This window comes from Hoeflea sp. TYP-13, from assembly GCF_040932035.1.
In the GTDB taxonomy this organism is placed as follows: Bacteria; Pseudomonadota; Alphaproteobacteria; order Rhizobiales; family Rhizobiaceae; genus Hoeflea_A.
In genome coordinates, this window is record NZ_JBFRBB010000004.1 from 310335 (window position 1) to 332953 (window position 22619).

Consider the following 22619-nt stretch of genomic DNA (forward strand, 5'->3'; position numbering starts at 1 on the left):
GGGCAATGAGGCTTAAGGGCAAATCCGCAATCGTAACCGGAGGCGCGTCGGGTTTCGGCGCCGGCATTGTTGAGAAATTCATAGCCGAAGGCGCGCGGGTGATGGTCGCGGACATCAATGCGGACGCGGCAGCCGAATTTGCCGCCGCGCAAGGCGGCAATGCCACCGCCCAGACTGTTGACGTATCCGATTCGATCAGCGTCGAAGCCATGGTCGATGCGGCGATCAGCGCTTTCGGTCAGGTCGACATTCTGGTCAACAATGCCGGTATCACCCATCTGCCGACACCGCTTGAAGAGGTGACGGAAGAGGATTTCGACCGGGTCCTCGCCGTCAACTGCAAGTCCGTCTATCTGACGGCCCGCAGCATCGTTCCGCATATGAAGGAGCGCGGCAGCGGCACCATCCTCAACGTTGCATCGACGGCGGGGGTCAGCCCGCGTCCGAAACTCAACTGGTACAACGCATCCAAGGGCTGGATGATCACTGCCACCAAGGCCATGGCCGTCGAGCTCGCGCCTGAAGGTATCCGTGTCAACGCCATCAATCCGGTGGCCGGCGAGACCCCGCTCCTCAAAAGTTTCATGGGCGAGGACACGCCGGAAATCCGCGCGAAATTCCTCTCAACAATTCCCATTGGCCGTTTTTCAACGCCCGAGGATATGGGCAATGCCGCCTGTTATCTTTGCTCGGATGAGGCATCCATGGTGACGGGTGTTGCGATGGAGGTCGATGGCGGCCGGTGCATCTAGTCCGGAGCCTTGCTGGCTTCCCGGCGATGCAGCGCAAATACTTCTATCGGTGCGCTGACGCCTTTGACCGAATGGGCGCCCAGTGAGCGGAACTGGTCCTTTGCCAGGTCCGCCACCGCAGTGGTCGCCAGAACAGGTTCTCCAAGCACCTTGCACAGGTCCTGGACCCGGCTGGCGAGATTGACCGTCGGTGCAATCACGGTGAAGTCAAGCCGGTCCGGACTTCCGATATTGCCATAGGTGACGGGCCCCATATTGATCCCGGTTCCAATAGCAAGCGCTGCCGCACCTTCACTTGCACGCTTGTCATTCAGCGTTTCAAGCGAAGAGGTGACTTGGCGCGCTGCAGCAATTGCGTTCAGGCATCGGCACTCGTGGTCGTTTCTGTCATCCACCGGGAAGATCGACAAAATGCCGTCGCCGATGAATTTAAGCACATCGCCGTCACGGGCAAAAACGGCCTGGACGACGATTTCGAAATAGCCGTCCAGCGCTTTCAGGAGTTCTGCTTCGCTCCAGCGCTCCGACTTTGATGTAAAATCGCGCAGGTCCGAGAACATAACCACTGCGTCGAGATCCGTGTGCTCTCCCCGCAGGATCGTGCCGTCGATTACGGCGTTCGCCGGACCGTTGCCAAGATAGGTGCGAAGCAGGCTTTCCGATGACCGCCGCATCGCAACCGGTTCCATGGCCGCCGCCAGCGCTTGCCGCGTATCGGCGATCGTATCGAGGTGGATCTGCTCGAACCCATCAGGGTCGTTGGTGACAAAGCTGCACCCCTGGGCTGAACCGTCGCCATATTCGAGCACCATTGCAAAAAAATCGGTGCCGCCGGCTTCGGCGATTTCAAGATATGTCTGGTGGTCTTTGTCCGGATCCAGCCGGGTGAGCCGCTTTCTCAGTGCCGACCGGTCTTCCAGTACCCGCTGGAACGGGCTGCCGTGCCAGGATCCGGTATCCAGTACCGTTCGCGGAACCTTATAGTCACGGGTCTCTTCCGGCGTCCAGATGACGCCCCAGGCAGCCAGCAGCGGATTGGCAAGCCGCTGTGCGATACGGGCGCGCGACAACGGAACACCGGCTGCAAGCAGATGGCGCGCATAGCCGGACACGATTGCAATGCCGTCTCCAAGCAATCGGCCTTCGCCAATGAGCCAGTCGTTGATTTTGCCCGCTTTATCCATGTTTTCCTTCGGCGTATGCAAAAATAGCGCTCAATTCCAGTCAGTCGATCATTCCAGACCCCATTGCCGGTTTTTATCGCTGTGGTTGTGAATGCATGGTGTATTTCGTGATGTTGTCCTTTAGTACAATATTCGACCGTATGGTCGAAAATATCGCGCGACCCGCCCCGTTCAGGCTTGACACTTTGAGCGTGTGCTGTCTCCATTGAATTAGATAAATTAAAACATGCGGCGCAACGTTCGTTGCGTTCGCTCAATGATTGTACATCGATCCGGTATTGGTCGCCCTATATAGGGAAATTATGCCCGCTCGAAAGTGCAGGTTAGCCGACATATTTTCGAATATGGCAAGCGTATCAGGGAGGAATTTGATGGCTAGCATATCAATGACTGTTAATGGTCGCGAGGTCAGCGCGGACGCTGAAGATCGCACCCTGCTGGTTGAATTTTTGCGAGACAATCTGGGCCTCACTGGAACTCACGTGGGATGCGACACATCGCAATGCGGCGCTTGTGTCGTCCATGTCGATGGGGAGGCGGTTAAATCCTGCACCATGCTTGCCGCACAGGCGGCCGGCTCTGAAGTGACGACCATTGAAGGCCTGGCCGGCGGCGGTGAACTGCACCCGGTTCAAAAGGCGTTCCATGAAAATCACGGCCTGCAGTGCGGTTTCTGCACGCCGGGCATGATCATGGCGGCAACCGACATGATCCGCCGTTACGGTTCGTCCCTGGACGAAGCAACGGTTCGCGCCGAGCTCGAAGGCAATATCTGCCGCTGCACGGGTTACCACAACATCGTCAAGTCGATCCTTGCCGCCGCGTCCGAAATGGGTGGTGCGCAACAGGCTGCCGAATAGGGTCAAACAAACACGAAGCGAACGGGCTCGGATCTGATGATCCGCCGGAGCGCGAGGAGGCCGCCGACAAGGCGGGGATGCGCTTCACTGGAACCAGAGCCGCCGTTTGCCGAAGGGAGGATAGTTCCAATGGGTGTTGAAGGTGTAGGCGCAAGCGTTGCGCGCAAGGAAGACAAGCGTTTCATTACCGGCAAGGGCCGCTATACGGACGACATGGTCGTGCCGGGCATGAAGCATGCGGTATTTGTGAGAAGCCCGCATGCACATGCCAAGATCAAGGGCCTCGACAAGAGTGCGGCACTCGCTGTGTCCGGTGTCATTGACGTGCTGGACGGCAAGCAGTTGACGGAAGACGCCATCGGCAATCTGATCTGCGGGTGGATGATCCACTCCAAGGACGGCTCGCCGATGAATATGGGTGTATGGCGTCCGCTTGCGGAGGACACTGTCCGCTATGTCGGTGATGCGGTGGCGATAGTGGTCGCCGATACAAAGGCACAAGCCCGCGAAGGGGCCGAAGCCGTTGCCGTTGACTATGAAGAACTGCCTGCGGTCACGGATTCAATGGCGGCACTCGCTGACGGCGCGCCGCAGATTCACCCCGAAGCCGATCACAACCAGATTTACGACTGGGAAATCGGCGATGCCGGTGAAGTCGATGCGGCGCTCGCAAGCGCGGCGCATGTGACGGAACTCAATGTCGTCAACAACCGGCTGATACCCAATGCGATGGAACCAAGGGCGGCACTCGGCCTCTATGATGAAGCCGAGGACCATTACACCTGCTGGACCACGTCGCAGAATCCGCATGTCGCCCGGCTCGTCATGAGTGCCTTCTACAATGTGGCGCCGGAAAACAAGCTTCGCGTCATCGCTCCGGATGTCGGCGGCGGATTCGGTTCCAAGATCTATATCTATCCGGAGGAAATCGTCTGCCTGTGGGCTTCCAAGCGCACCGGCGTCCCGGTCAAATGGGTTGCGGACCGGACGGAATCCTTCCTGTGCGATGCACACGGGCGCGATCATGTCTCGAACATCAAGCTCGCATTTGATTCAGATAATCGCATCACGGCAATGAAGGTCGACACGGTCGCCAATATTGGCGCCTATATGTCGCTGTTCTCGTCTTCGGTGCCGACTTATCTCTATGCGACGCTGCTTTCCGGGCAGTACAACATCGCCAATATCCACTGCAATGTCCGCACGGTCTACACCAACACGGCGCCTGTCGATGCTTATCGCGGGGCCGGCCGGCCCGAGGCCAGCTATCTGGTCGAGCGGACGATGGAAACGGCGGCGCGCGAGCTTGGCGTCAGCCCGGCTGAATTGCGGCGCAAGAACTTCATCACCGAGTTCCCGCACCAGACGCCGGTCATCATGGCCTATGACGGCGGTGATTTCGGGGCCTCGCTCGATGCTGCGATGAAAGAGGCCGATTATGACGGATTTGCCGCCCGCAAGGCGGATTCGGCCGCCCGCGGCAAGCTGCGCGGCATCGGGATGAGTTGCTACATCGAAGCTTGCGGCATCGCGCCCTCGCAGGCGGTCGGCGCGCTCGGCGCCGGTGTCGGTCTTTGGGAATCGGCCGAAGTTCGGGTCAACGCCGTCGGCACCATTGAAGTGCTGACCGGTTCGCACAGCCACGGCCAGGGCCATGAGACGACCTTTGCACAACTCGTGGCAGAGCGCCTCGGTGTCGGCATCGACACGGTCAACATCGTCCATGGCGACACCGACAAGGTGCAGATGGGCATGGGAACCTACGGTTCGCGTTCCGGCGCGGTCGGCATGTCGGCAATTTCGGTGGCACTTGACCGGGTGGAAGCGAAAGCCAAGAAAATCGCCGCCCATCTCCTGGAAGCCGACGAGGCGGACATCGTTATCGAGGAAGGCGAACTGAAGGTCGCCGGAACCGACAAGACGCTGCCCTGGTTCCAGATGGCGCTGGCTGCCTATACGGCCCACAATCTGCCGGAAGGCATGGAGCCCGGATTGAAGGAGAGCGCCTTCTTCGATCCGACCAACTTCTCCTTCCCCGCCGGCTGCCATATCTGCGAGGTGGAGGTCGACCCGGACACCGGCGTCACCGACATCGTCCAGTTCGTCGCCGCCGACGACTTCGGCAACATCATCAACCCGATGATTGTCGAAGGCCAGGTCCATGGCGGTGTGGCGCAAGGCATCGGTCAGGCACTGCTGGAAGGCTGCGCCTATGATCCGCAGTCTGGACAGCTGTTGACGGCAAGCTACATGGACTACACCATGCCGCGCGCCGACGATCTGCCGTCATTCACCGTCACGACGACAAAAACCGAAAGCCCGTCCAACCCGCTCGGCCTTAAGGGCTGCGGCGAGGCAGGGGCCATCGGCTCGCCACCGGCGGTCATCAACGCCATTACAGACGCGATCGGCAACAATGATCTGGCCATGCCGGCATCGCCGCAGACCGTCTGGGCAGCGATGAAGGCCTGAGGGCAAGAGGAAAGGACACCAAAATGTACAAGACCAATTATCACCGTGCTTCCTCTGTCGAAGAGGCCGCAAGCAAGATGGCCGGAGCTGATGACGGCAAGCTGCTCGCCGGCGGCCAGACGCTGATTCCGACCATGAAACAGCGCCTTGCCGCACCCAGCGATGTTGTCGACCTGCGTCATATCGCAGATCTCAAGGGCATTTCAGTTGCCGGCAACCAGGTCACCATCGGTGCGGGCACGACCCATGCGGACGTGGCAAATTCGGCTGAAATCCGCAGTGTCTGCCCGGCACTTGCCGACCTTGCTTCCCATATCGGCGATCCGCATGTTCGCAACATGGGAACCATCGGCGGCTCGATCGCCAACAATGACCCGGCCGCAGACTATCCGGCGGCCATGGTGGCGCTGGATGCAACAATCCACACAAACAGCCGCGAAATCAGCGCATCAGATTTCTTTGTCGGAATGTTCGAAACCGCATTGAATGACGGTGAGATCATCACCGCCGTCACATTCGACGCGCCGGACAAGGCCGCCTATCAGAAGTTCCCCAATCCTGCCTCGCGCTATGCCATGGCAGGCGTCTTCGTGGCTCAAGGCAGCGCTGGCGTGCGGGTCGGGGTAACGGGCGCCGGCAGCGACGGCGTTTTCCGGGCCGCCGATATGGAAGCCGCCCTTGGCGGTAACTTCGCGGCGGATGCATTGGACAGCGTGAACGTTGATCCGGCCGATATGCTTTCCGACCTTCACGGATCGGCCGAATATCGGGCCAATCTGGTTAAGGTGATGGCACGCCGGGCGGTTGCCGCTGCGAGCTGACGGTTAACCGACGCAATACAAAAGCCGTCCGGGTGGTCATCCGGACGGCTTTTTGTTTGACGGTTTCAAAGGTCTACTGAATCACCACGACCTTGGAGTCTCTTCCCGGTTGAACCCGCGAATAAAGGTCGATGATGTCCTGATTCATCATCCGGATGCAGCCTGACGACGCGGCCGTGCCGATCGATTTCCATTCCGGCGAGCCGTGAATGCGGTAGAGCGTATCCTTGCCGTTATTGTCGAACAGATAGAGCGCCCGCGCACCGAGGGGATTGGTCAGCCCCGGCTCCTGGCCGCCATTTGCATATTTCTTAAGCCTCGGCTCCCTGGCGATCATTTCTTTCGGCGGATGCCATTTCGGCCAGGGCTGCTTCCATTTGATGTGAGCCTCGCCTTCCCATGCGAAGCCCGCCCGTCCAACGCCGATACCGTAGCGTACCGCCCGTTTGCCCGGCAGCACATAATAAAGGTAACGCTGTGGTGTGTTGACGATAACCGTTCCGGGCTTTTCCCTGGTGAAATAAGTGACGATCTGCCGGTGATATTGCTTCTTCACGCGGTTGATCGGGACCGCCGGAATGGTGTAGCCGCCGTCTTTAACGCTGCCATATTCGGACGTAAAGATCTGCTTTGAAAATTCAGGTCCGGCGCTCACGCACCCGGCCAGCGCCAGCATGGCCACTATGCCCAGGCGAGTTGTAACTTTACGCAATTTCATTTTGCCCCCCGGGGATTTCCCCTGTGTCCGTAATTTCCATTTCGAACAATCGATAACTATGGTTTATTTTTTATTACAGACGCCTTTTCAAGCTTTGCCAGCCGGTAATCTTGTGGCCAGGGCGCAGTTGTTTGGCGATTATTGTAATCATGCAACGAAGCGGCACACTTGCCAAGACCCGCTGATCATGCCAGCCTGCAAACGTGAACATTAACGGAACATCGCAAGGGGCGATTTAAAGGCATGCCAATCGTTTCACCACACCCCGAGCCGACGCTTGTGGATGGCCGACAATCGGAGCGCGCCCTGCTGGTCAGGCGCGGGGTGCAGCGTCTGTTCCGCCATTTGAGGCATGCCCTTTTGCCTGAGCTTGGCCTTGCCAGCGGCCGCAGGGCGGATCTCATAAGCCTGTCGGAAAAGGGCGAAATCTGGATTGTCGAAATCAAGTCGTCGATCGAGGATCTGAAGGCCGACAATAAATGGCCGGATTACCGTCAGCATTGCGACAGGCTGTTTTTTGCCACCCATCCGGGCGTGCCGCTGGAAATCTTTCCCGAGGATTGCGGCATGATCCTGTCGGATGGCTATGAGGCGGAAATTGTCCGCGACGCGCCCGAACACAAGCTGGCGCCCGCGACCCGCAAGGCGCTGACATTGCGCTTTGCCCGCGCCAGTGCCGACCGCCTGCTGGTCGCCGAACAGCTTGCCTATCAACAGGCGGAAGACGAGGCCGAATAGGGTTGTCCATTCGGCCTGTGACCGGTCTATGCCGACACCACCCGTTCAATCAGGCCCAGATAGTCCTCATCCCATTTGACCGGTTCGCCGGTCAGGCGTATCTGCCGGAAATATTCCGCGCCGGCCAGTTTGCTGTCGCTGCCGGTATCGGCGCGCTGGTGGTCGCCTTCGCGAAGCGCCGACACATAGTAGAATATATCGCACATACGTTCCGCAACATGCTGGATCTTCAGTGTCTGCAGGTCATGGGAAGACGCCTTGAGGTCATCCACGTCGCTCTTCAGCGCTTCTAGAAGGCCTTGCACCGCCTGCTTCTCTTCACCGAGGCTTTCGGGGAGTTTGCCGGCCTCTTCAGTCATGACCGAGAAATAGGCTTCGTCATGGCCGTATTTGTGGATGTCGCGAAGCACCTGCATATAGAGCGTGTTGTGCGAGCCTTCCCAGTTTTCAAGGATGACGCTCTCGCGGAAGAGGCGCGGAAGGTTGGAGGTCGTCTCGATCGCACCGTTTCCGCCCATCGCATCGATCGCGTGGTGTGTACAATCGACGACGCGCCTTGAGATGACGCTTTTGCCAAGGTTCGACATCAGCCGGACAAAGGCCGCGTGCGCGGCATCCGTGTCCTTGCCGAGGTCGATTTTGTCCTGCATGGCGATCAGCGAGAACGTTCCGGCAATATCGGCTACAATTTCCGCCTTGATGGTCGCAAGGTTTTCCCGAACCAGCGGGTAGTCGATGATCGTGCTGCCAAAGGCATGACGGGTATCGGCATAGGCCCGCGCGATCTGGTATGCCCGATTGGCAAAGCCCAGAACCGCCGTAGCAAGGGCAATGCGTGAATGGTGTATGACCATCTCCATCAGCCGGTTAAAGCCACGGTCGACAGGGCCGAGTGCGATGGCATAGGCATCGTGGAAATCGATTTCGGATGACGCCAGCGGGCGGGTGCCCATCTTTTCCTTCAGACGGCGGAACGTATAGTCGTTGCGGCTGCCGTCCGGCTTGCGCTCGGGGATCATGAAAACGGCAAGCCCTTTGGTTCCGGGCTGGTCCTCATCGTATCTGGCGCTGATGACAAGAAGATCCGCATCTGCGTTGGAGCAGAACCATTTTTCGCCGCGGATGCGCCAGTTGCCACCATCATCCTGCCAGGCCATGGTTGCATTGGCGCCGACATCGGAGCCTCCCTGAACCTCGGTGAGGAACTGGGACGCCGTCATATTGTCGTCGTAGCTTGGCACCTCCAGCCTGGCGACATAGTCGTCCCGGCCGGGAAAATCGGGGATGGCGCGCAATAGGCGCGCGGTCTCGAAATTGCATATGACCGGGCAATTGTGACCGGCTTCGCCGGCGTGGTTTGAAAGAAAATAAAAGCTCATGCCCTCGCGCAGGCCGCCGATGGTGGCAAGGCGCGCGACGAGATCCGTTTCATAGATGATATTGCCGGAACGGGCATAGCTCGGATGGTGAATGACCCTGTCGTCGCGTTCGCCGATGCCGTTATAGTGCTGAACCGTCGGATTGTTGAAGCGCGAATCGTTCTCGGCAACGGCCGGTTCGAGTTCCGTCGGAATACGCGCGCCGAATGCGGCAAGATCATCATGAACGACCGCGTAGTCCATGCCGAGGTGGTAACGCACCGTGTGGCGGAAGTCGGCATCGCCAAGGTAGACATTGTCTGCGATCCGATCCATCCAGAGCCGCATATTGCAGCGTCCGAAGGAGTGGCCCGGCAGTGTTTCGTTTTCCGGCGATTTCGCCGGCTGTCCGGCTGCCGGTGCGTGATCGTCCTCAACCGGATTGTCGTTTTCAAAAGCCTGCTGTCCTGACGTGTCCATGGTTGCTCCCGGATATTCCTCTTGCATCTTACCCCGAAGGATTGCGCTATACGGTTTCAGTCTCAATGGCCGGGCGGGACAATTCGTTGGGCAAATGCGCCAAGCCGGTTGCCATCACCGGATGAATCTTGTTTGCCGGCGCCAAGCCGTGCAAACATGGCCGTTGTTCCGCAAAATAAGCCGGCAAGGCAGCATGAAGACCATTGTAATCTACGCCCCGCAAAATGCCGTCGGCATGAGCATCATGCTGACGTCGGAATTGTGCGGATATGCGGCCCGCAAATCGGAAGCGATGATCGGCGACACCGCACGTATTCTCGTCGTCAGCCCGGCCGGAAAGGATTTGATCTGTTCCAACAATATGGCACTGCCGGTAAGCGACAAGATAGCGGTGCTTTCTGATGCCGACGCCGTATTCCTCGCTGCATTCTGGGGCAGTGTCGATCAGGCCCTGTCGGAAAACCGCGATCTGATCCGCATGCTGAAATCGCTTGAGGAAAACCGCGTTCCGGTCGCCGCACTCAGCACCGGCACCTATTTTTTGGCGCAATCCGGTCTTCTGGATGGGAAGGTGGCGACGACCTACCCGCCCTTTGTCGACGATTTCGGCAAGCGCTACCCGGAAATCAAGCTGCGACCGAACCGGGCAATAACCGATGCGGGCGGTCTTTATTGCGCCAACGGAATTCCGGCGGGCTGCGATCTGACCATTTCCATCATCGAGCTTTTGTTCGGGCCGGAAGTGGCCCGGCACACGTCACGGGCCTTTTTGACCGGCTTCAGCCGGGACTACGCGCTCGCCAATGTGGCATTCGACGGCCAGAAGTATCACGGCGACCGGCAGATCCTGACCGCACAGCAGTGGATGGAGCGCAATTATGGCGGGCCGGTGCGCATGGTCACACTGGCTGAAGATGTCGGCATGAGCCCGCGCAATTTCTCACGCCGGTTCAAACAGGTGACGAACGAAAGCCCGCATGATTACCTGCGCCGGGTGCGGATGGAAGCGGCCAAGGACCTTTTCAGGGATCGCGACCTGTCCCTGTCCGAGATAGCCGACCGTGTCGGCTATCGCGATCCGGGCTCGTTCATGAAAGCCTTCCGCAAGGAAACCGGCCTGACGCCCGGCGAGTTCCGCGACCAGATCAGGCAGGAAGCGCTGCGAAACTGATAAGGATTTAACGCGGCGCTCGCTTGGCGAGGATGCGTTGCAGGGTACGCCGGTGCATATTGAGCCGGCGAGCGGTCTCGGAAACATTGCGGTCGCACATCTCGTAGACCCGCTGGATGTGTTCCCAGCGAACCCGGTCCGCAGACATCGGGTTTTCCGGCGGCTCGACCTTTTCACCGGGTTCTCTCGTCAGCGCCGCAAAGACATCGTCGGCGTCGGCGGGCTTTGCCAGATAGTCGATGGCGCCGAGTTTGACCGCATTGACCGCGGTCGCGATGTTGCCGTAGCCGGTCAGCATGATAATGCGGGTATCGTCGCGCGCCTCGCGGATGGCTTCGATCAGTTCCAGCCCGTTGCCGTCGCCGAGCCTGAGATCGATGACCGCATATTTCGGCGCGGCGGATTTGATGGCGGCGCGGCCGGCTGCCACGGACTCTGCCATTTCAACCTCAAATCCGCGGCTTTCCATGGCCCGGCCAAGGCGGCGCAGGAAAGGCCCGTCATCGTCAACGATCAAAAGCGATGTATCGTCACCGATCAGATCGCTGTCACTGTGATTGCCCGGTTGCGTATTCATGATCCGACAAATCCCTCAGTTTCATTTTACGTCTCACATAAGGCGGATGGCCGAAAAAGCCAAGCGTCACAGTGGTCGCAGGGGTTTCAGCCCTCGACGAGTTCCATTGCCCTGCGCGGCCACCGGATTGTCACCTTGGCGCCGCCGGCACCCTCCCGATTGGAAAATTTCAGCGTTGCTCCGGAGCGCTCCAGAAGCGTCTTGGCAATGAACAATCCGAGGCCAAGGCCGCCGGCGCTTGGCTCGCTGCTCTGGTTGCGCTGGGTAACGTAAGGGTCGCCAATGCGCGAAAGCACATCGTGTGAAAAACCCCGTCCGTCATCGTCAATCCTTATGATGACCTCATCGGCGTTGCTTTCGGTTTCGACGCGAACCGTCGACTTGGCAAAATCGACGGCGTTTTCCACCAGATTGCCGAGCCCGTAGATGATGCCGGCATTGCGCTGTCCCACCGGTTCGCCCTCCGGTCCGGCTTCGTGCGCCACCTCGATATCGACCCCGAATTCGCGATGAGGTGCAATCACTTCCTCGATCAGCGACGACAGCGGAAGCCTGCGCATATGCTCTTCGTCGGCTGATGCCAGCGTCGCCAGCCGCCGCATGATGTCGCGGCAACGCTCGCTCTGGGAACGCAGCAATTGCACGTCTTCGCCGAAACGTTCGTCATCGCCAAGGGCACGCTCCATCTCGCGCGCGACGACCGTTATCGTTGCGAGCGGTGTCCCGAGTTCATGCGCTGCTGCTGCAGCAAGCCCGTCGAGGGCAGACAGGTGCTGTTCGCGCTGGAGAGTGAACTCCGTTGCCATCAGCGCGTCGGCGAGTTCCTCGGCCTCGGCTGAAACACGATAGGCGTAAAAGGCTGCAAAGGCCGCCATCGACACAATGGCGATCCAGTTGCCGGCGACCAGCACCAGCGGGGCGGTGAACTGCTCGTCCGGATACCAGGGCAAAGGCCGGTGATAGAATGCAAGCACGCTGACGGCGGCGACCGCAATGGCGCCGAGCACGACAATGTTGCGGACCGGCAGCGAAGCGGATGCGACAATGACAGGAACGCACACCAGCACGGCGAATGGATTGGACAGGCCGCCGGTAATGAACAGCAGGCCGAAGAGCTGCAGGATGTCGAGCCCGAGGATCAGTGTGGACGTCGATGGGCTGAGGCGATGTGTCGCGGGATATTTGATGCGCAAAGCGATGTTGAGCAGCGCCAGACAGGCAATCAGCAGGAAACAGGAAGCGACGGGAAGCGGAAATCCGAAACCATAGGCCACACCGAGAACCGTCACGCTCTGGCCGATGATGGCCAGTGTGCGCAGCCGGATAAGCGTTCGCATGCGCAAATGACTGGCGCTGCGTGTTTCGGATATATGTTCGGAATAGTCCATATCGGCCTGCGTTCTCCAGATTGCGTCGGATATTAACGTTTGCGCGGATGTTTGACACGCTGCGTTGCCTGCGCCGATGCCGGATCTTCGGGCCAGGGGTGTTTGGGATATCGGCCACGCATGTCGGCGCGCACGTCCGCCCAAGAACCGGACCAGAATCCCGGAAGGTCCCTCGTCTTTTGAATAGGGCGGTGTGCAGGCGACAAAAGCTCAAGCACCATGGGCACGTCACCGCCTGCAAGGCACGGATGCTGCGTCAGGCCGAAAAGCTCCTGAACCCGTACCGCAATCACCGGCTCCTCACCGTCATAGCGTATCGGCAGGCTGGAGCCGGCGGGGGTCTTAAAATGGGTGGGTGCGAGGCTGTCGAGACGTCTTTGCAGGTCAAACGGCACCAGCGCCATCAGGCCATGGACAAGGCTTGCCGGCTCGATCCGGTCAATAGCCGTAACGCCGTGCTGGAAAGGCGCAAACCACACATCCGTCGTCCCAAGCAGCGCCTCGTCGGACACGTCCGGCCACGGCGCACCCATCTTGCCGTGCAGCCAGCCGATGCGGCAGCGCAGCTGGTTTGCGGCCGCCGACCAGGGCAGGGCGTCAATACCAAGTGTCTTCAGGCCCGATGTCAGAGCCTCAGAAACGCCTTCTGCAGGCGGTTTGGACAGCGGGCGCTCATCGAGGACAAGATTGCCGAGGCGGCGTGTCCGGCGTGCTCTGACGCTGCGGGTCTTGCGGTCGAAGGCAACGTCATCAGTTTCGGAAATCTGATCGCCAAGCGCGGACTCGATTGTTGCGGCATCGATGCGCGCCGCACAAAGGATGCGCTGCGATGCCGCCCGCCCGGTGAGGTCTGTAACGACAAGATAGGGTTCGTGGGCCAGCGCCGTTCTGTCTTCCAAGAACGCACCGCGGCCGTTGGCAAGGCCGAAGCGGCTTTCGCCGTCCGGCGTGCCCGATCGCCGTTTTGCCACCCGGTCAGAAAATCCGGGAAGCAGCAGCGGGCCTGCTTCCGGTGGCGGCCCGCCGGATTGTTTTGCCGCCTTCGGACCGGCAGCCGTGCTCGCAATGCGCCGTGCCAGCGCCCGTGCATCCTTCGCTCTTTTGCCCGTGTCGTTGCGCCAGCGCTGCCAGCGGTCATCGAGATCGACCGACTGTCCGCCGAGGCCCTGTTCACCCATCAATATGGCCAATTCGGCGGCATCGGCCGCCGCACCGTTCTTGCCTGCCGCAACAACCATCGCCGCCTGGCGTACGGGCAGGCCGAGATTGCGCATGATTTCGCCGGCGGGTGTCAACAGGCCCGTATCGTCAAGGGCGCCGAGAGATTGCAGCAATGCCCGCGCCTCCGAGATGGCAGGCGCCGGCGGATTGTCGAGGAAACTGAGCGTTTCCGGATCGGCGACACCCCAGGCGGCGCAATCCAGGATGAGATTGCTGAGATCGCTGGCGAGTATCTGCGGCGGCGTGTAGGCGGGCAGTGCGGCGGTCTGTTCGGCGCGCCAGAGCCGGATCGCGATACCCGGTTCCGTGCGGCCGGCGCGCCCGGCGCGCTGGTCCGCGGAAGCCTTGGAAACACGCACGGTTTCAAGCCTTGTAATGCCTGTGGAGGGTTCGAAGACCGGCAGTCGCTGCTGGCCGCTGTCAATGACGATACGCACGCCGTCGATGGTGATCGACGTCTCTGCTATGGCGGTCGCCAGAACGACTTTCCGTGTCCCGGGTTCGGGTGGTTTAATGGCTGCATCCTGCGCCTTGCCCGACAGGTCGCCATAAAGCGGTGCGATGAGCGCGCCTCCCGTTCCCTTGTCTTCGAGGAATTCCGCGGTACGGCGTATTTCGCGCTGCCCCGGCAAAAAGGCGAGGATCGATCCGGTCTCGTCCCTGAGCGCTTGCACGATGGCGTCGCCCATGGCCGCTTCGATACGCTCGCCGGCACGGCGTTCCATATAGCGGATATCAACGGGATAGGCCCGCCCGCTGCTTTCGATCACCGGCGCTTCGCCGAGTAGCTTTGATACGCGCGCCACATCGAGCGTCGCCGACATGACGAGGATACGCAGGTCTTCGCGCAGCGCTGATTGAACATCCAGCGCCAGGGCCAACCCGAAATCAGCGTCGAGCGTGCGCTCGTGAAACTCGTCGAACAGCACTGCTGAGATACCGGTCAGTTCGGGGTCGGCAAGGATCATGCGCGAAAAAATACCCTCGGTGACGACCTCAATGCGGGTTTTTGCCGTAACTCTGGTATCGAGCCGCGTGCGGTAGCCGACCGTCTGACCGACTTCTTCGCCGAGCAGGTACGCCATCTGCCTGGCGCTCGCCCGCGCAGCCAGCCGCCGTGGTTCAAGCAGGATGATTTTGTCCTCGCCGCGCCAGCCGGCTGAGAGCAGATGCAGCGGTACCAGCGTTGTCTTGCCGGCGCCGGGCGGTGCGGCAAGCACGGCCGACCGGTTCTCGTCCAGTGCGGTCATAAGCGCCGGTACGGCATCGCTGACGGGAAGTTCGGGCAGGTTTTTTGTCATCAAGCCTCGGTAGGTTGCCGCCAATGCTGTAGCAGCAGCGGATATGGCGCGGCAATCAGCGCGGGCAAATTTGTCGCGCGGCCCTCGCTATCGCATTGCGGGTGCGTTACATAGGTGACGAACTGCATTGCCTTGCGGAGAACGATGATGAGCGATCAGCCCGGCCGAAAAACACTGGTCCTGACCGGCGCAAGCCGGGGCATAGGACACGCGACCGTCAAGCGGTTTTCGGCCGAGGGATGGCGCGTCATTACCTGCTCGCGGCAGGATTTTGCGGAAAATTGCCCGTGGCCGGCCGGGCCGGAGGATCATATCAAGATCGATCTTTCAGATCCCGAAGATGTCGGCAGCGCCGTTGCTGAAATCCGCCACCGGCTCGAAAAAGAAGGCGGCCAGCTCAACGCTCTGGTCAACAATGCCGGTATTTCACCGAAAACGCCGGACGGCGAAAGGCTCAATTCGCTGGAAACGCCGATGCATACCTGGCGCGATGTGTTTCAGGTGAATTTCTTTGCGCCGATCCTGCTGGCGCGTGGCCTTTTCAAGGAACTGGCGGCAGCAAAGGGATCGGTCGTCAACGTTACGTCGATTGCCGGCTCGCGCGTACACCCCTTCGCCGGCACCGCCTACGCCACCTCCAAGGCGGCGCTTGCCTCGCTGACACGCGAAATGGCTGCGGACTTCGGCCCCCATGGCATTCGCGTCAACGCCATCGCGCCCGGTGAGATCGAAACCGCGATCCTGTCCCCGGGAACCGAAAAGATGGTCGAGAACATTCCGTTGCGGCGCCTCGGATCCACGGATGAGGTTGCAGAGACGATCTATTTCCTGTGCTCGGAAAATGCTTCCTATGTGACCGGCGGCGAAATCCACATCAATGGCGGCCAGCACGTATAGCGATTAGTCTTCATGATCGATCAGACGACGCTACTGACCTATCTGGCCATACTGCTCGGTTTCGTGTTCATTCCCGGCCCGGCGGTGCTGCTCACACTGGCCCGCGCAACGGGGTCTGGCACCCGCGTCGGCACGGCGACCGGCCTTGGCATTGCGGCAGGCGACCTCATCCACACCGCGATGGCGGTGCTTGGTCTTTCCGCCATTATTTTGACCTCGGCATTTGTCTTCAACCTGATCAAATATCTGGGCGCGGCCTATCTCGTCTGTCTTGGCATTCGCGCCATTTTGGAAAAGCCGCAATTGGATGGAATCACCGGTTCGCAGCCGATCACACCCAGACAGGCTTTCAGGCAGGCAATCCTCGCTGAAGTCCTCAATCCCAAATCGGCGATGTTCTTCCTGGCGTTCCTGCCGCAATTCGTCCGTCCCGAAAACGGAGGGGTTGCCCTTCAGCTGACGATCCTCGGCATATTGTTTGTCGCCATGGGCTTGCTGAGCACAATGGTGGTCGCGGTGTGCGCCGGCGGTGTCGGCAGTTTCCTGCGCCGTAACCCTGCGGTCCTGCGCTGGCAGGGCAAGGTCACCGGCAGCATCTACTGCGCCCTCGGCGTGCGGCTGGCGTTGCAGGAAAAATAGAGTTGCACCCGTTAAGGGGTTTATTTCAGGTTCGGGGATGATCACTCAAAAAAATATTCATCCGATGTCACATTGTGCGGTGCTGTCTCGTCTACCTCCACATAAGCCAAACAAGGAGACTGAAAGATGCAGCAGCGATTTGACTATTTTGAAGCCGCCCCGAAAGCCATGGGGGCCATGGTCGCTTTCGAAAGGGCGGTCAGCGGCAGCGGGCTGGAGCACAGCCTTATCGAACTGGTAAAGACCCGGGCTTCACAGATCAACGGTTGCGCCTACTGTATTCACATGCATACCAGTGACGCGCGCAAGGCTGGCGAAAGCGAAGAGCGTCTGTACCTGCTTTCGGCATGGCGGGAATCGTCTCTCTATACGCCACGCGAGCGCGCCGCGCTTGAGTGGACCGAAACGCTCACGCAGATAGCGAATCCGCCGTCATCAACACACGCACCCGACGATATTTTTGACAATGTCCACCAGCACTTTGATGAGGAAGAGATGGTAAAGCTGACGCTTCTGGTCGGCGCGATCAACATCTGGAACCGGATTGCCATCGGCTTTGGCAGCCAGCATCCGACTGTTGCCGATGCGGCCTGAGAAAAGCACCGCAGATCGCGCGGCCGCGTTCGAATCCGAACGCGGCCGCTTGACCGGCCTGGCCTACCGGATGCTGGGAACTCTGGCCGACGCCGAGGATGTCATGCAGGACGCCTGGCTGCGCTGGGAAGGCGCTGCTCCCCACGAGGTAAAGAAACCGGGGGCCTATCTCTCGGCGATCGTTACCCGACTGTGCCTGGATCGGCTCAAGCAGGCTAGGCGCTATCGCGAGGTCTATGTCGGGCCGTGGTTGCCCGAACCCATCCTCGCGGATCCGGCCGCGGCAAGCGATACGGAAGAAATAATCGGCAGCGATATCACATTTGCGCTGATGCTGGCTCTCGAACGGCTGTCGCCGCTAGAGCGCGCCGCATTCATCCTCCACGATATCTTCGAAATGCCGTTTGGCGAAATCGCGCCCCTGCTTGAGCGAAGCGAACCGGCCTGCCGGCAGCTGGCCAAACGGGCGCGCGATCATGTGCGCAAGTCCCGCCCGCGTTTCACCGTGGCGCCCGAGGAAGCCGAGAAGGTCGCCGCCGCATTCTTCTCCGCCTCGAAGAGCGGCGATCTGGACAGGCTTGGCCGTTTGCTCGCGGAAAATACGGAACTTCATTCGGATGGCGGCGGTCGAAAAATCGCGGCGCTCAATGTCATCCATGGCGCACCGAAAGTGGCGCGTTTTTATGCCGGTATTGCCCGCAAACCTGCCTACAGACCGCCTCTATGGAGCCAGCAGATGCGCATCAACAACCTTCCGGCCAACATGACAATCAACGGTGACGGGACGCGTGAGGTCACCCTGGTGGAAGTTGTCGGCAACGCGGTGACCTCCGTCTACATCATCCGCAATCCCGACAAGCTCGAGCGTCTGTGGAAACAGGTGGGCGAGCCTGATGATAAGGCAATGCCGCCCGGCACGGCGCTTAACTGACGCGCTAAAGAAGTAGGACTTGGACTCTTAAACGCCCAGCTGTAGGTGGATGGCCACAAGCTTGATAAACGCGAGGAGGTTTGCTGCCCGCTTGTCGTATCGACCGGCCGCTTAGAGCCCGCTTGTTCCGTATGGTGCGCTACGAACGAATGTCAGCTATTGCGTCTACGCGGCAAGTTCGATCCCCGGTGAGTGAAGACCGCCGGGAGACAGGGTGAAAATCTCAAACCCGTCCCCCGTCACACCGATCGAATGCTCAAACTGTGCCGACAGCGATCGATCTCGCGTGACCGCCGTCCATCCATCAGCCAACATCTTTACATCGGCACGGCCAAGATTGATCATCGGTTCTACGGTAAAGATCATTCCTTCGCGCAGCTCGGGACCAGTGCCGTTCCTGCCGAAATTCAGGATATTCGGGGAGTCGTGAAAAACCTGCCCGATGCCATGTCCGCAGAAATCCCGAACAACCGAGCAGCGATGAGATTGCGCATAGGACTGGATGGCATGACCGATGTCGCCCAAACGCGCGCCGGGACGGACCGCGCGAATGCCCCGCATCATCGCTTCATGCGCGACCTGCACAAGTCGCTCTGCGGCGCGTTTGGGCTTTCCGACTGTGTACATGCGGCTGGAGTCTCCGTACCAACCGTCAACAATGAGCGTTACATCTACATTCAGTATGTCGCCTTCGCGCAGCTTCTTCTCATTTGGAAATCCGTGGCAGACCACGTGATTGACTGACGTGCAGCAGGCGTATGAATACCCCTTATACCCAAGCGTCGCAGGTTTTGCGTCGTGGGCTGCGGCAAAATCCAGGACGTGAGCATTAATCTCTGAAAGAGGCATATCGGCTCGGATCAGTTCTGCAACACCGTCCAAACACGTCGCAGTCAAGCGGCCTGCTCGACGCATACCCTCAAAGGCATCTGGCCCGTAGAGCTTGATGCTTTCTGTCCTGCGCGCATCTTTTGCAGGGGGCGCAACTGGCACGGCGATATAGTTGTCCATCTGGCGTCCTGTTCACGTATATCCTATCGCAGATGGCGATGCGTATCCTCCAATCAAGCATTGCCACAGCATACGATTCGTATATGGTTTGTATATAGATTGACAGGAGATAAGTCGATGGGCATCGTGAAAATCGCGGATGGATTGCATGTAGAAGTGCGTAAGGCCAGCACTGTGATGTGCCGGTCCATCAACGCGCAAGCGGAGTTCTGGATCAAAGTCGGTATGCTGGCCGAAGCGAACCCCACGCTGTCGTACAACGAAATTGTCGCGCAGCAACTCAAGGGCGCTGACATAGAGTTGCCAGCGATCGAAGCGGCCTGAGTGCCCTATGACACCAATTAAATCCCGTCGATCCGGTGTGGCTGGAACGCAAGAAAAGCTGCCCGCATTGTTCCCTTCTGAGGATGAGGCCATCTTGCGGGATGCCGGATTTGGGCGAACAGAGCTGTTCTATGCAGCACTCACATTCAAGGGCTGGATCACATATGCCTCTAACGCCACTGACCCCGACAGCTGACGTATCAAGGAGAAAAGGCAAAGTCCGTTATGTCCCGCGCTGGTGACATATCCGGCGGATGGGTCGACCGCGGAGATGCGCCGGAAGCGGACACCGGCTATCCGTCGATAATGAGTACAGATACTAGTGCGCGCCGCCGAACCGGCCGATGCGCACACCGTAATGGACGGCGATGCCGTAGTCGGGGTCGTCATCGGAATCGACCATCAGCTGGCCGGCCCGCGACAGCAGCGTGTGGCAGTCGCGCGAAAGGTGCCGCAGCTCAAGGCGGGTTCCCTGCGGCTGATAGCGGGCGGCAAGCGCTTCGATTGCCTGCAGGGCCGACTGGTCGACGACGCGCGAATCCATGAAATCGACAATGACCCGTTTTGGATCGGTCTTGGGATCGAACAGTTCCAGGAAGCCGGCGACGGAGCCGAAAAACAGCGGCCCTTCAATGCGGTATATCCTGGTATCCCCGTCATCCTCGGTCACGGCCCGAATACGGGTGGCGTTGTTCCAGGCATAGGCAAGCGCAGAGATGATGACGCCGGCAACAACAGCAATGGCAAGGTCGGTCATGACCGTAATGATGGTAACAAGCACGATCACCGCTGCATCCATGCGCGGCACGCGGGCGATGATGGTAAAGCTCTTCCAGGCAAATGTGCCGATCACCACCATGAACATGACGCCGATGAGCGCGGCGAGCGGGATTTGTTCGATCAGAGAGGACGCGAACAGAATAAAGCTCAGGAGCAGCAGGGCTGCCGTGACACCGGAAAGCCGCGTGCGGGCGCCCGATTCCACGTTGATCATCGACTGGCCGATCATGGCGCAACCGCCCATGCCGCCGAAAAAGCCGGTCACCACATTGGCGGTGCCCTGAGCCATGCATTCCTGCGACGCGCCGCCGCGCGTGCCGGTCTTTTCGCCGACGAGGTTGAAGGTCAACAGGCTTTCAATCAGCCCGATGGCTGCGAAGATCAGCGCATAGGGAAAGATGATCTTGAGTGTTTCAAGCGTCATCGGAACCGCCGGAATTGCGAACTCCGGCAGGCTGCCGCTGATTGAGGCCATATCGCCGACGCGTGGCACCGGAATATCGAAGGCAATGACAAGGCCGGCAACGACCAGAATTGCTGCCAGCGGGGCCGGCACGATTTTTGTGACCTTCGGAACCACATAGATGACGGCCATGGTCAGTGCCACGAGGCCGAGCATGTAGAAGAGCGGAAGGCCGCCGATCCATTCCTTGGCGCCGTCCGTGCCCGTCACCTTGAACTGCTCGAACTGGGCAAGGAAGATGACGATGGCGAGACCGTTGACGAATCCGAGCATCACCGGGTGCGGCACCAGGCGGATGAATTTGCCGAGCTGCAAAATGCCCGCCCCAATCTGGATGATGCCCATCAGGATGACGGCTGCAAACAGATACTGAACCCCGTGTGTTGCCATCAGCGACACCATGACGACGGCAAGCGCCCCCGTTGCCCCCGATATCATGCCGGGACGTCCGCCGAAGAGCGACGTAATCAGGCAGATGATAAAGGCCGCGTAGAGCCCGATCAGCGGATGGACACCGGCAACGAATGCAAAGGCAACGGCCTCGGGCACCAGCGCCAGGGCGACGGTCAGGCCGGAAAGGGTTTCGATGCGAATGCGGTCCGGCGTCATCGCGACGCGCGTCTCATCGGACGGGCGCACAAGGGGCAGGGCCTGGCTAAGCGCTGCAAAGGCAGGTTTGAGCAAAGGATTTTATCCGTTTTTATGTGGTCGTTAGGAGAGTATCGCGCTGCTTATTGCATTGCACAACGAAAATAGCCAGCCCCAAACGCGTCATGCATGGCTGCCATGCGCGACTTCTTCGCTTTTCGGCTTAAATCGATTCAACCGAAAACATTAATTCGATTTGCAGTTCACTCTTGCATTGAAGAATGCCTGCAAATTGGCTCTTGACTCCAAGTGTGATCACACATAACACCACTTTCATGTCTGAAATCATCCCCATGGGCGAAACCGGAACCCACGCCCCCGGTCTTCACGATAATGCCATTGCCCGAAACACCGGCCATGCGCTCGAGCTCGACTGGATCAACGAAATCCAGGTCAACCGCTCCGCTGTAGAGCGCCGCTGTTCGACGCTTGCCGGCCGCCGTTCCGTCAAGAAGGACGCGCAGGCCGGCTGGCTGCTCAAGGCAATCACCTGCATTGACCTCACCACGCTTAACGGCGACGACACGGCGGCGCGCGTGCGCCGGCTCTGCGCCAAGGCCAAACAGCCGGTCCGCCCGGACCTTCTCGAGGCGCTTGGCGTTGCCGACCGTCAGATCACCACCGGTGCGGTCTGCGTTTATCACCGCTTCGTGCGGGACGCGGTCGAGGCGCTGGACGGCACGTTTATTCCGGTCGCCGCCGTTTCCACCGGGTTTCCGGCCGGCCTTTCGCCGCACGACACCAAGCTGCGCGAAATCGAGGCTTCCGTTGCCGACGGCGCCAAAGAAATCGACATTGTCGTTACCCGCGAGCACGTGCTGACCGGCAACTGGCAGGCGCTCTATGATGAAATGAGCGATTTCCGCGAAGCCTGCGGCGAAGCCCACGTCAAGGCGATCCTGGCGACTGGCGATCTGCGCACTCTGCGCAACGTCGCCCGCGCATCAATGGTCTGCATGATGGCCGGTGCGGATTTCATCAAAACCTCGACCGGCAAGGAAACCGCCAATGCGACGCTTCCGGTCAGCCTCGTCATGCTGCGCATGATCCGCCAGTTTCATGAGCGCACCGGCAATGTCATCGGCTTCAAGCCGGCCGGCGGAATTTCGGTCGCCAAGGATGTGCTTGCCTATCAGGTGCTGATGAAGGAGGAACTGGGGCGGCGCTGGCTGGAACCGGATCTCCTGCGTTTCGGCGCATCCTCGCTGCTTTCCGACATCGAACGTCAGCTCGAGCACCACATTACAGGCCGCTACTCGGCCAATAACCGCCATCCGATGGCTTAGAGCGA

At 59.7% G+C, this 22619-nt stretch carries 20 protein-coding genes; 12 read left to right on the forward strand and 8 right to left on the reverse strand.

What is annotated here, in order from left to right; all coding sequences use genetic code 11:
- Nucleotides 1-5 precede the first annotated feature (5 nt).
- Complete coding sequence (locus ABVT35_RS21735; RefSeq protein WP_368469284.1) at nt 6-752, forward strand: SDR family oxidoreductase; 747 nt, start codon at nt 6-8, stop codon at nt 750-752.
- On the opposite strand, the gene ABVT35_RS21740 is transcribed toward ABVT35_RS21735, so the two are convergent.
- Nucleotides 749-1936, reverse strand: a complete 1188-nt coding sequence (locus ABVT35_RS21740; RefSeq protein ID WP_368469286.1) for an adenylate/guanylate cyclase domain-containing protein — start codon at nt 1934-1936, stop codon at nt 749-751. The genes ABVT35_RS21735 and ABVT35_RS21740 overlap by 4 nt on opposite strands.
- Nucleotides 1937-2307: 371 nt before the next feature.
- Between ABVT35_RS21740 and ABVT35_RS21745 the strand changes: the two genes are divergently transcribed.
- The 3 genes from ABVT35_RS21745 (at nt 2308) to ABVT35_RS21755 (ending at nt 6089) form a co-directional block, all read left to right on the forward strand.
- A complete protein-coding gene (locus ABVT35_RS21745; protein ID WP_368469288.1) occupies nt 2308-2796 on the forward strand; it encodes a (2Fe-2S)-binding protein in 489 nt (162 codons plus the stop codon).
- Between the two features lie 129 nt (nt 2797-2925).
- Nucleotides 2926-5268 (forward strand): xanthine dehydrogenase family protein molybdopterin-binding subunit, encoded by a 2343-nt coding sequence (locus tag ABVT35_RS21750; protein WP_368469289.1) that lies wholly within the window; start codon nt 2926-2928, stop codon nt 5266-5268.
- Nucleotides 5269-5291: 23 nt separating this feature from the next.
- A complete protein-coding gene (locus ABVT35_RS21755) occupies nt 5292-6089 on the forward strand; it encodes a xanthine dehydrogenase family protein subunit M (RefSeq protein ID WP_368469291.1) in 798 nt (265 codons plus the stop codon).
- Between the two features lie 73 nt (nt 6090-6162).
- Here the strand turns inward: ABVT35_RS21755 and ABVT35_RS21760 are convergent, their stop codons facing one another.
- Nucleotides 6163-6765, reverse strand: coding sequence for a L,D-transpeptidase (locus ABVT35_RS21760; RefSeq protein ID WP_368469700.1), 603 nt, complete (start codon nt 6763-6765; stop codon nt 6163-6165).
- Nucleotides 6766-7050: 285 nt separating this feature from the next.
- On the opposite strand from ABVT35_RS21760, the gene ABVT35_RS21765 reads away from it, so the two are divergent.
- A complete protein-coding gene (locus ABVT35_RS21765) occupies nt 7051-7545 on the forward strand; it encodes an MmcB family DNA repair protein (RefSeq protein ID WP_368469293.1) in 495 nt (164 codons plus the stop codon).
- A 26-nt stretch (nt 7546-7571) separates the two neighbouring features.
- Here the strand turns inward: ABVT35_RS21765 and ABVT35_RS21770 are convergent, their stop codons facing one another.
- On the reverse strand, nt 7572-9383 hold the full coding sequence (locus tag ABVT35_RS21770; protein WP_368469294.1) for an acyl-CoA dehydrogenase family protein: 1812 nt from the start codon (nt 9381-9383) through the stop codon (nt 7572-7574).
- Between the two features lie 193 nt (nt 9384-9576).
- Between ABVT35_RS21770 and ABVT35_RS21775 the strand changes: the two genes are divergently transcribed.
- The gene (locus ABVT35_RS21775; protein WP_368469296.1) at nt 9577-10554 is read left to right on the forward strand and encodes a GlxA family transcriptional regulator; all 978 of its coding nucleotides are present in this window, start codon (nt 9577-9579) and stop codon (nt 10552-10554) included.
- A gap of 7 nt (nt 10555-10561) precedes the next feature.
- Here the strand turns inward: ABVT35_RS21775 and ABVT35_RS21780 are convergent, their stop codons facing one another.
- The 3 genes from ABVT35_RS21780 to hrpB all read right to left on the reverse strand — a co-directional run bounded on the left by ABVT35_RS21780 (nt 10562) and on the right by hrpB (nt 15041).
- The gene (locus tag ABVT35_RS21780) at nt 10562-11131 is read right to left on the reverse strand and encodes an ActR/PrrA/RegA family redox response regulator transcription factor (RefSeq protein ID WP_368469298.1); all 570 of its coding nucleotides are present in this window, start codon (nt 11129-11131) and stop codon (nt 10562-10564) included.
- An 86-nt stretch (nt 11132-11217) separates the two neighbouring features.
- A complete protein-coding gene (locus ABVT35_RS21785) occupies nt 11218-12519 on the reverse strand; it encodes an ActS/PrrB/RegB family redox-sensitive histidine kinase (RefSeq protein WP_368469300.1) in 1302 nt (433 codons plus the stop codon).
- A 32-nt stretch (nt 12520-12551) separates the two neighbouring features.
- A complete protein-coding gene (hrpB, locus tag ABVT35_RS21790; protein WP_368469302.1) occupies nt 12552-15041 on the reverse strand; it encodes an ATP-dependent helicase HrpB in 2490 nt (829 codons plus the stop codon).
- Nucleotides 15042-15188: 147 nt separating this feature from the next.
- Between hrpB and ABVT35_RS21795 the strand changes: the two genes are divergently transcribed.
- From ABVT35_RS21795 to ABVT35_RS21810, 4 genes are all read left to right on the forward strand, one after another.
- Nucleotides 15189-15938, forward strand: coding sequence for an SDR family NAD(P)-dependent oxidoreductase (locus tag ABVT35_RS21795; RefSeq protein ID WP_368469304.1), 750 nt, complete (start codon nt 15189-15191; stop codon nt 15936-15938).
- A gap of 12 nt (nt 15939-15950) precedes the next feature.
- Complete coding sequence (locus tag ABVT35_RS21800; RefSeq protein ID WP_368469306.1) at nt 15951-16577, forward strand: LysE family translocator; 627 nt, start codon at nt 15951-15953, stop codon at nt 16575-16577.
- Between the two features lie 126 nt (nt 16578-16703).
- Nucleotides 16704-17171: a carboxymuconolactone decarboxylase family protein gene (locus ABVT35_RS21805; protein ID WP_368469308.1), complete on the forward strand. Its 468-nt coding sequence runs from the start codon at nt 16704-16706 to the stop codon at nt 17169-17171.
- The gene (locus ABVT35_RS21810; protein WP_368469701.1) at nt 17161-18102 is read left to right on the forward strand and encodes a sigma-70 family RNA polymerase sigma factor; all 942 of its coding nucleotides are present in this window, start codon (nt 17161-17163) and stop codon (nt 18100-18102) included. Before ABVT35_RS21805 ends, ABVT35_RS21810 begins: the two co-directional genes overlap by 11 nt.
- Nucleotides 18103-18267: 165 nt before the next feature.
- Here ABVT35_RS21810 and map read toward each other — a convergent pair whose 3' ends face one another.
- Nucleotides 18268-19113, reverse strand: a complete 846-nt coding sequence (gene map / locus ABVT35_RS21815) for a type I methionyl aminopeptidase (RefSeq protein WP_368469310.1) — start codon at nt 19111-19113, stop codon at nt 18268-18270.
- Nucleotides 19114-19230: 117 nt separating this feature from the next.
- Here map and ABVT35_RS21820 point away from each other — a divergent pair, with 117 nt between their 5' ends.
- Entirely contained in the window at nt 19231-19437 is a 207-nt protein-coding gene (locus ABVT35_RS21820) for a ParD-like family protein (RefSeq protein ID WP_368469311.1), read from the forward strand.
- Nucleotides 19438-19756: 319 nt separating this feature from the next.
- Here the strand turns inward: ABVT35_RS21820 and ABVT35_RS21825 are convergent, their stop codons facing one another.
- Nucleotides 19757-21289 carry a SulP family inorganic anion transporter gene (locus ABVT35_RS21825; protein WP_368469702.1) on the reverse strand — a complete coding sequence of 511 codons (1533 nt, stop codon included), beginning with the start codon at nt 21287-21289 and terminating at the stop codon, nt 19757-19759.
- A gap of 332 nt (nt 21290-21621) precedes the next feature.
- Here ABVT35_RS21825 and deoC point away from each other — a divergent pair, with 332 nt between their 5' ends.
- Nucleotides 21622-22614: a deoxyribose-phosphate aldolase gene (gene deoC, locus ABVT35_RS21830; protein ID WP_368469704.1), complete on the forward strand. Its 993-nt coding sequence runs from the start codon at nt 21622-21624 to the stop codon at nt 22612-22614.
- The last annotated feature ends 5 nt before the right edge of the window (nt 22615-22619 follow it).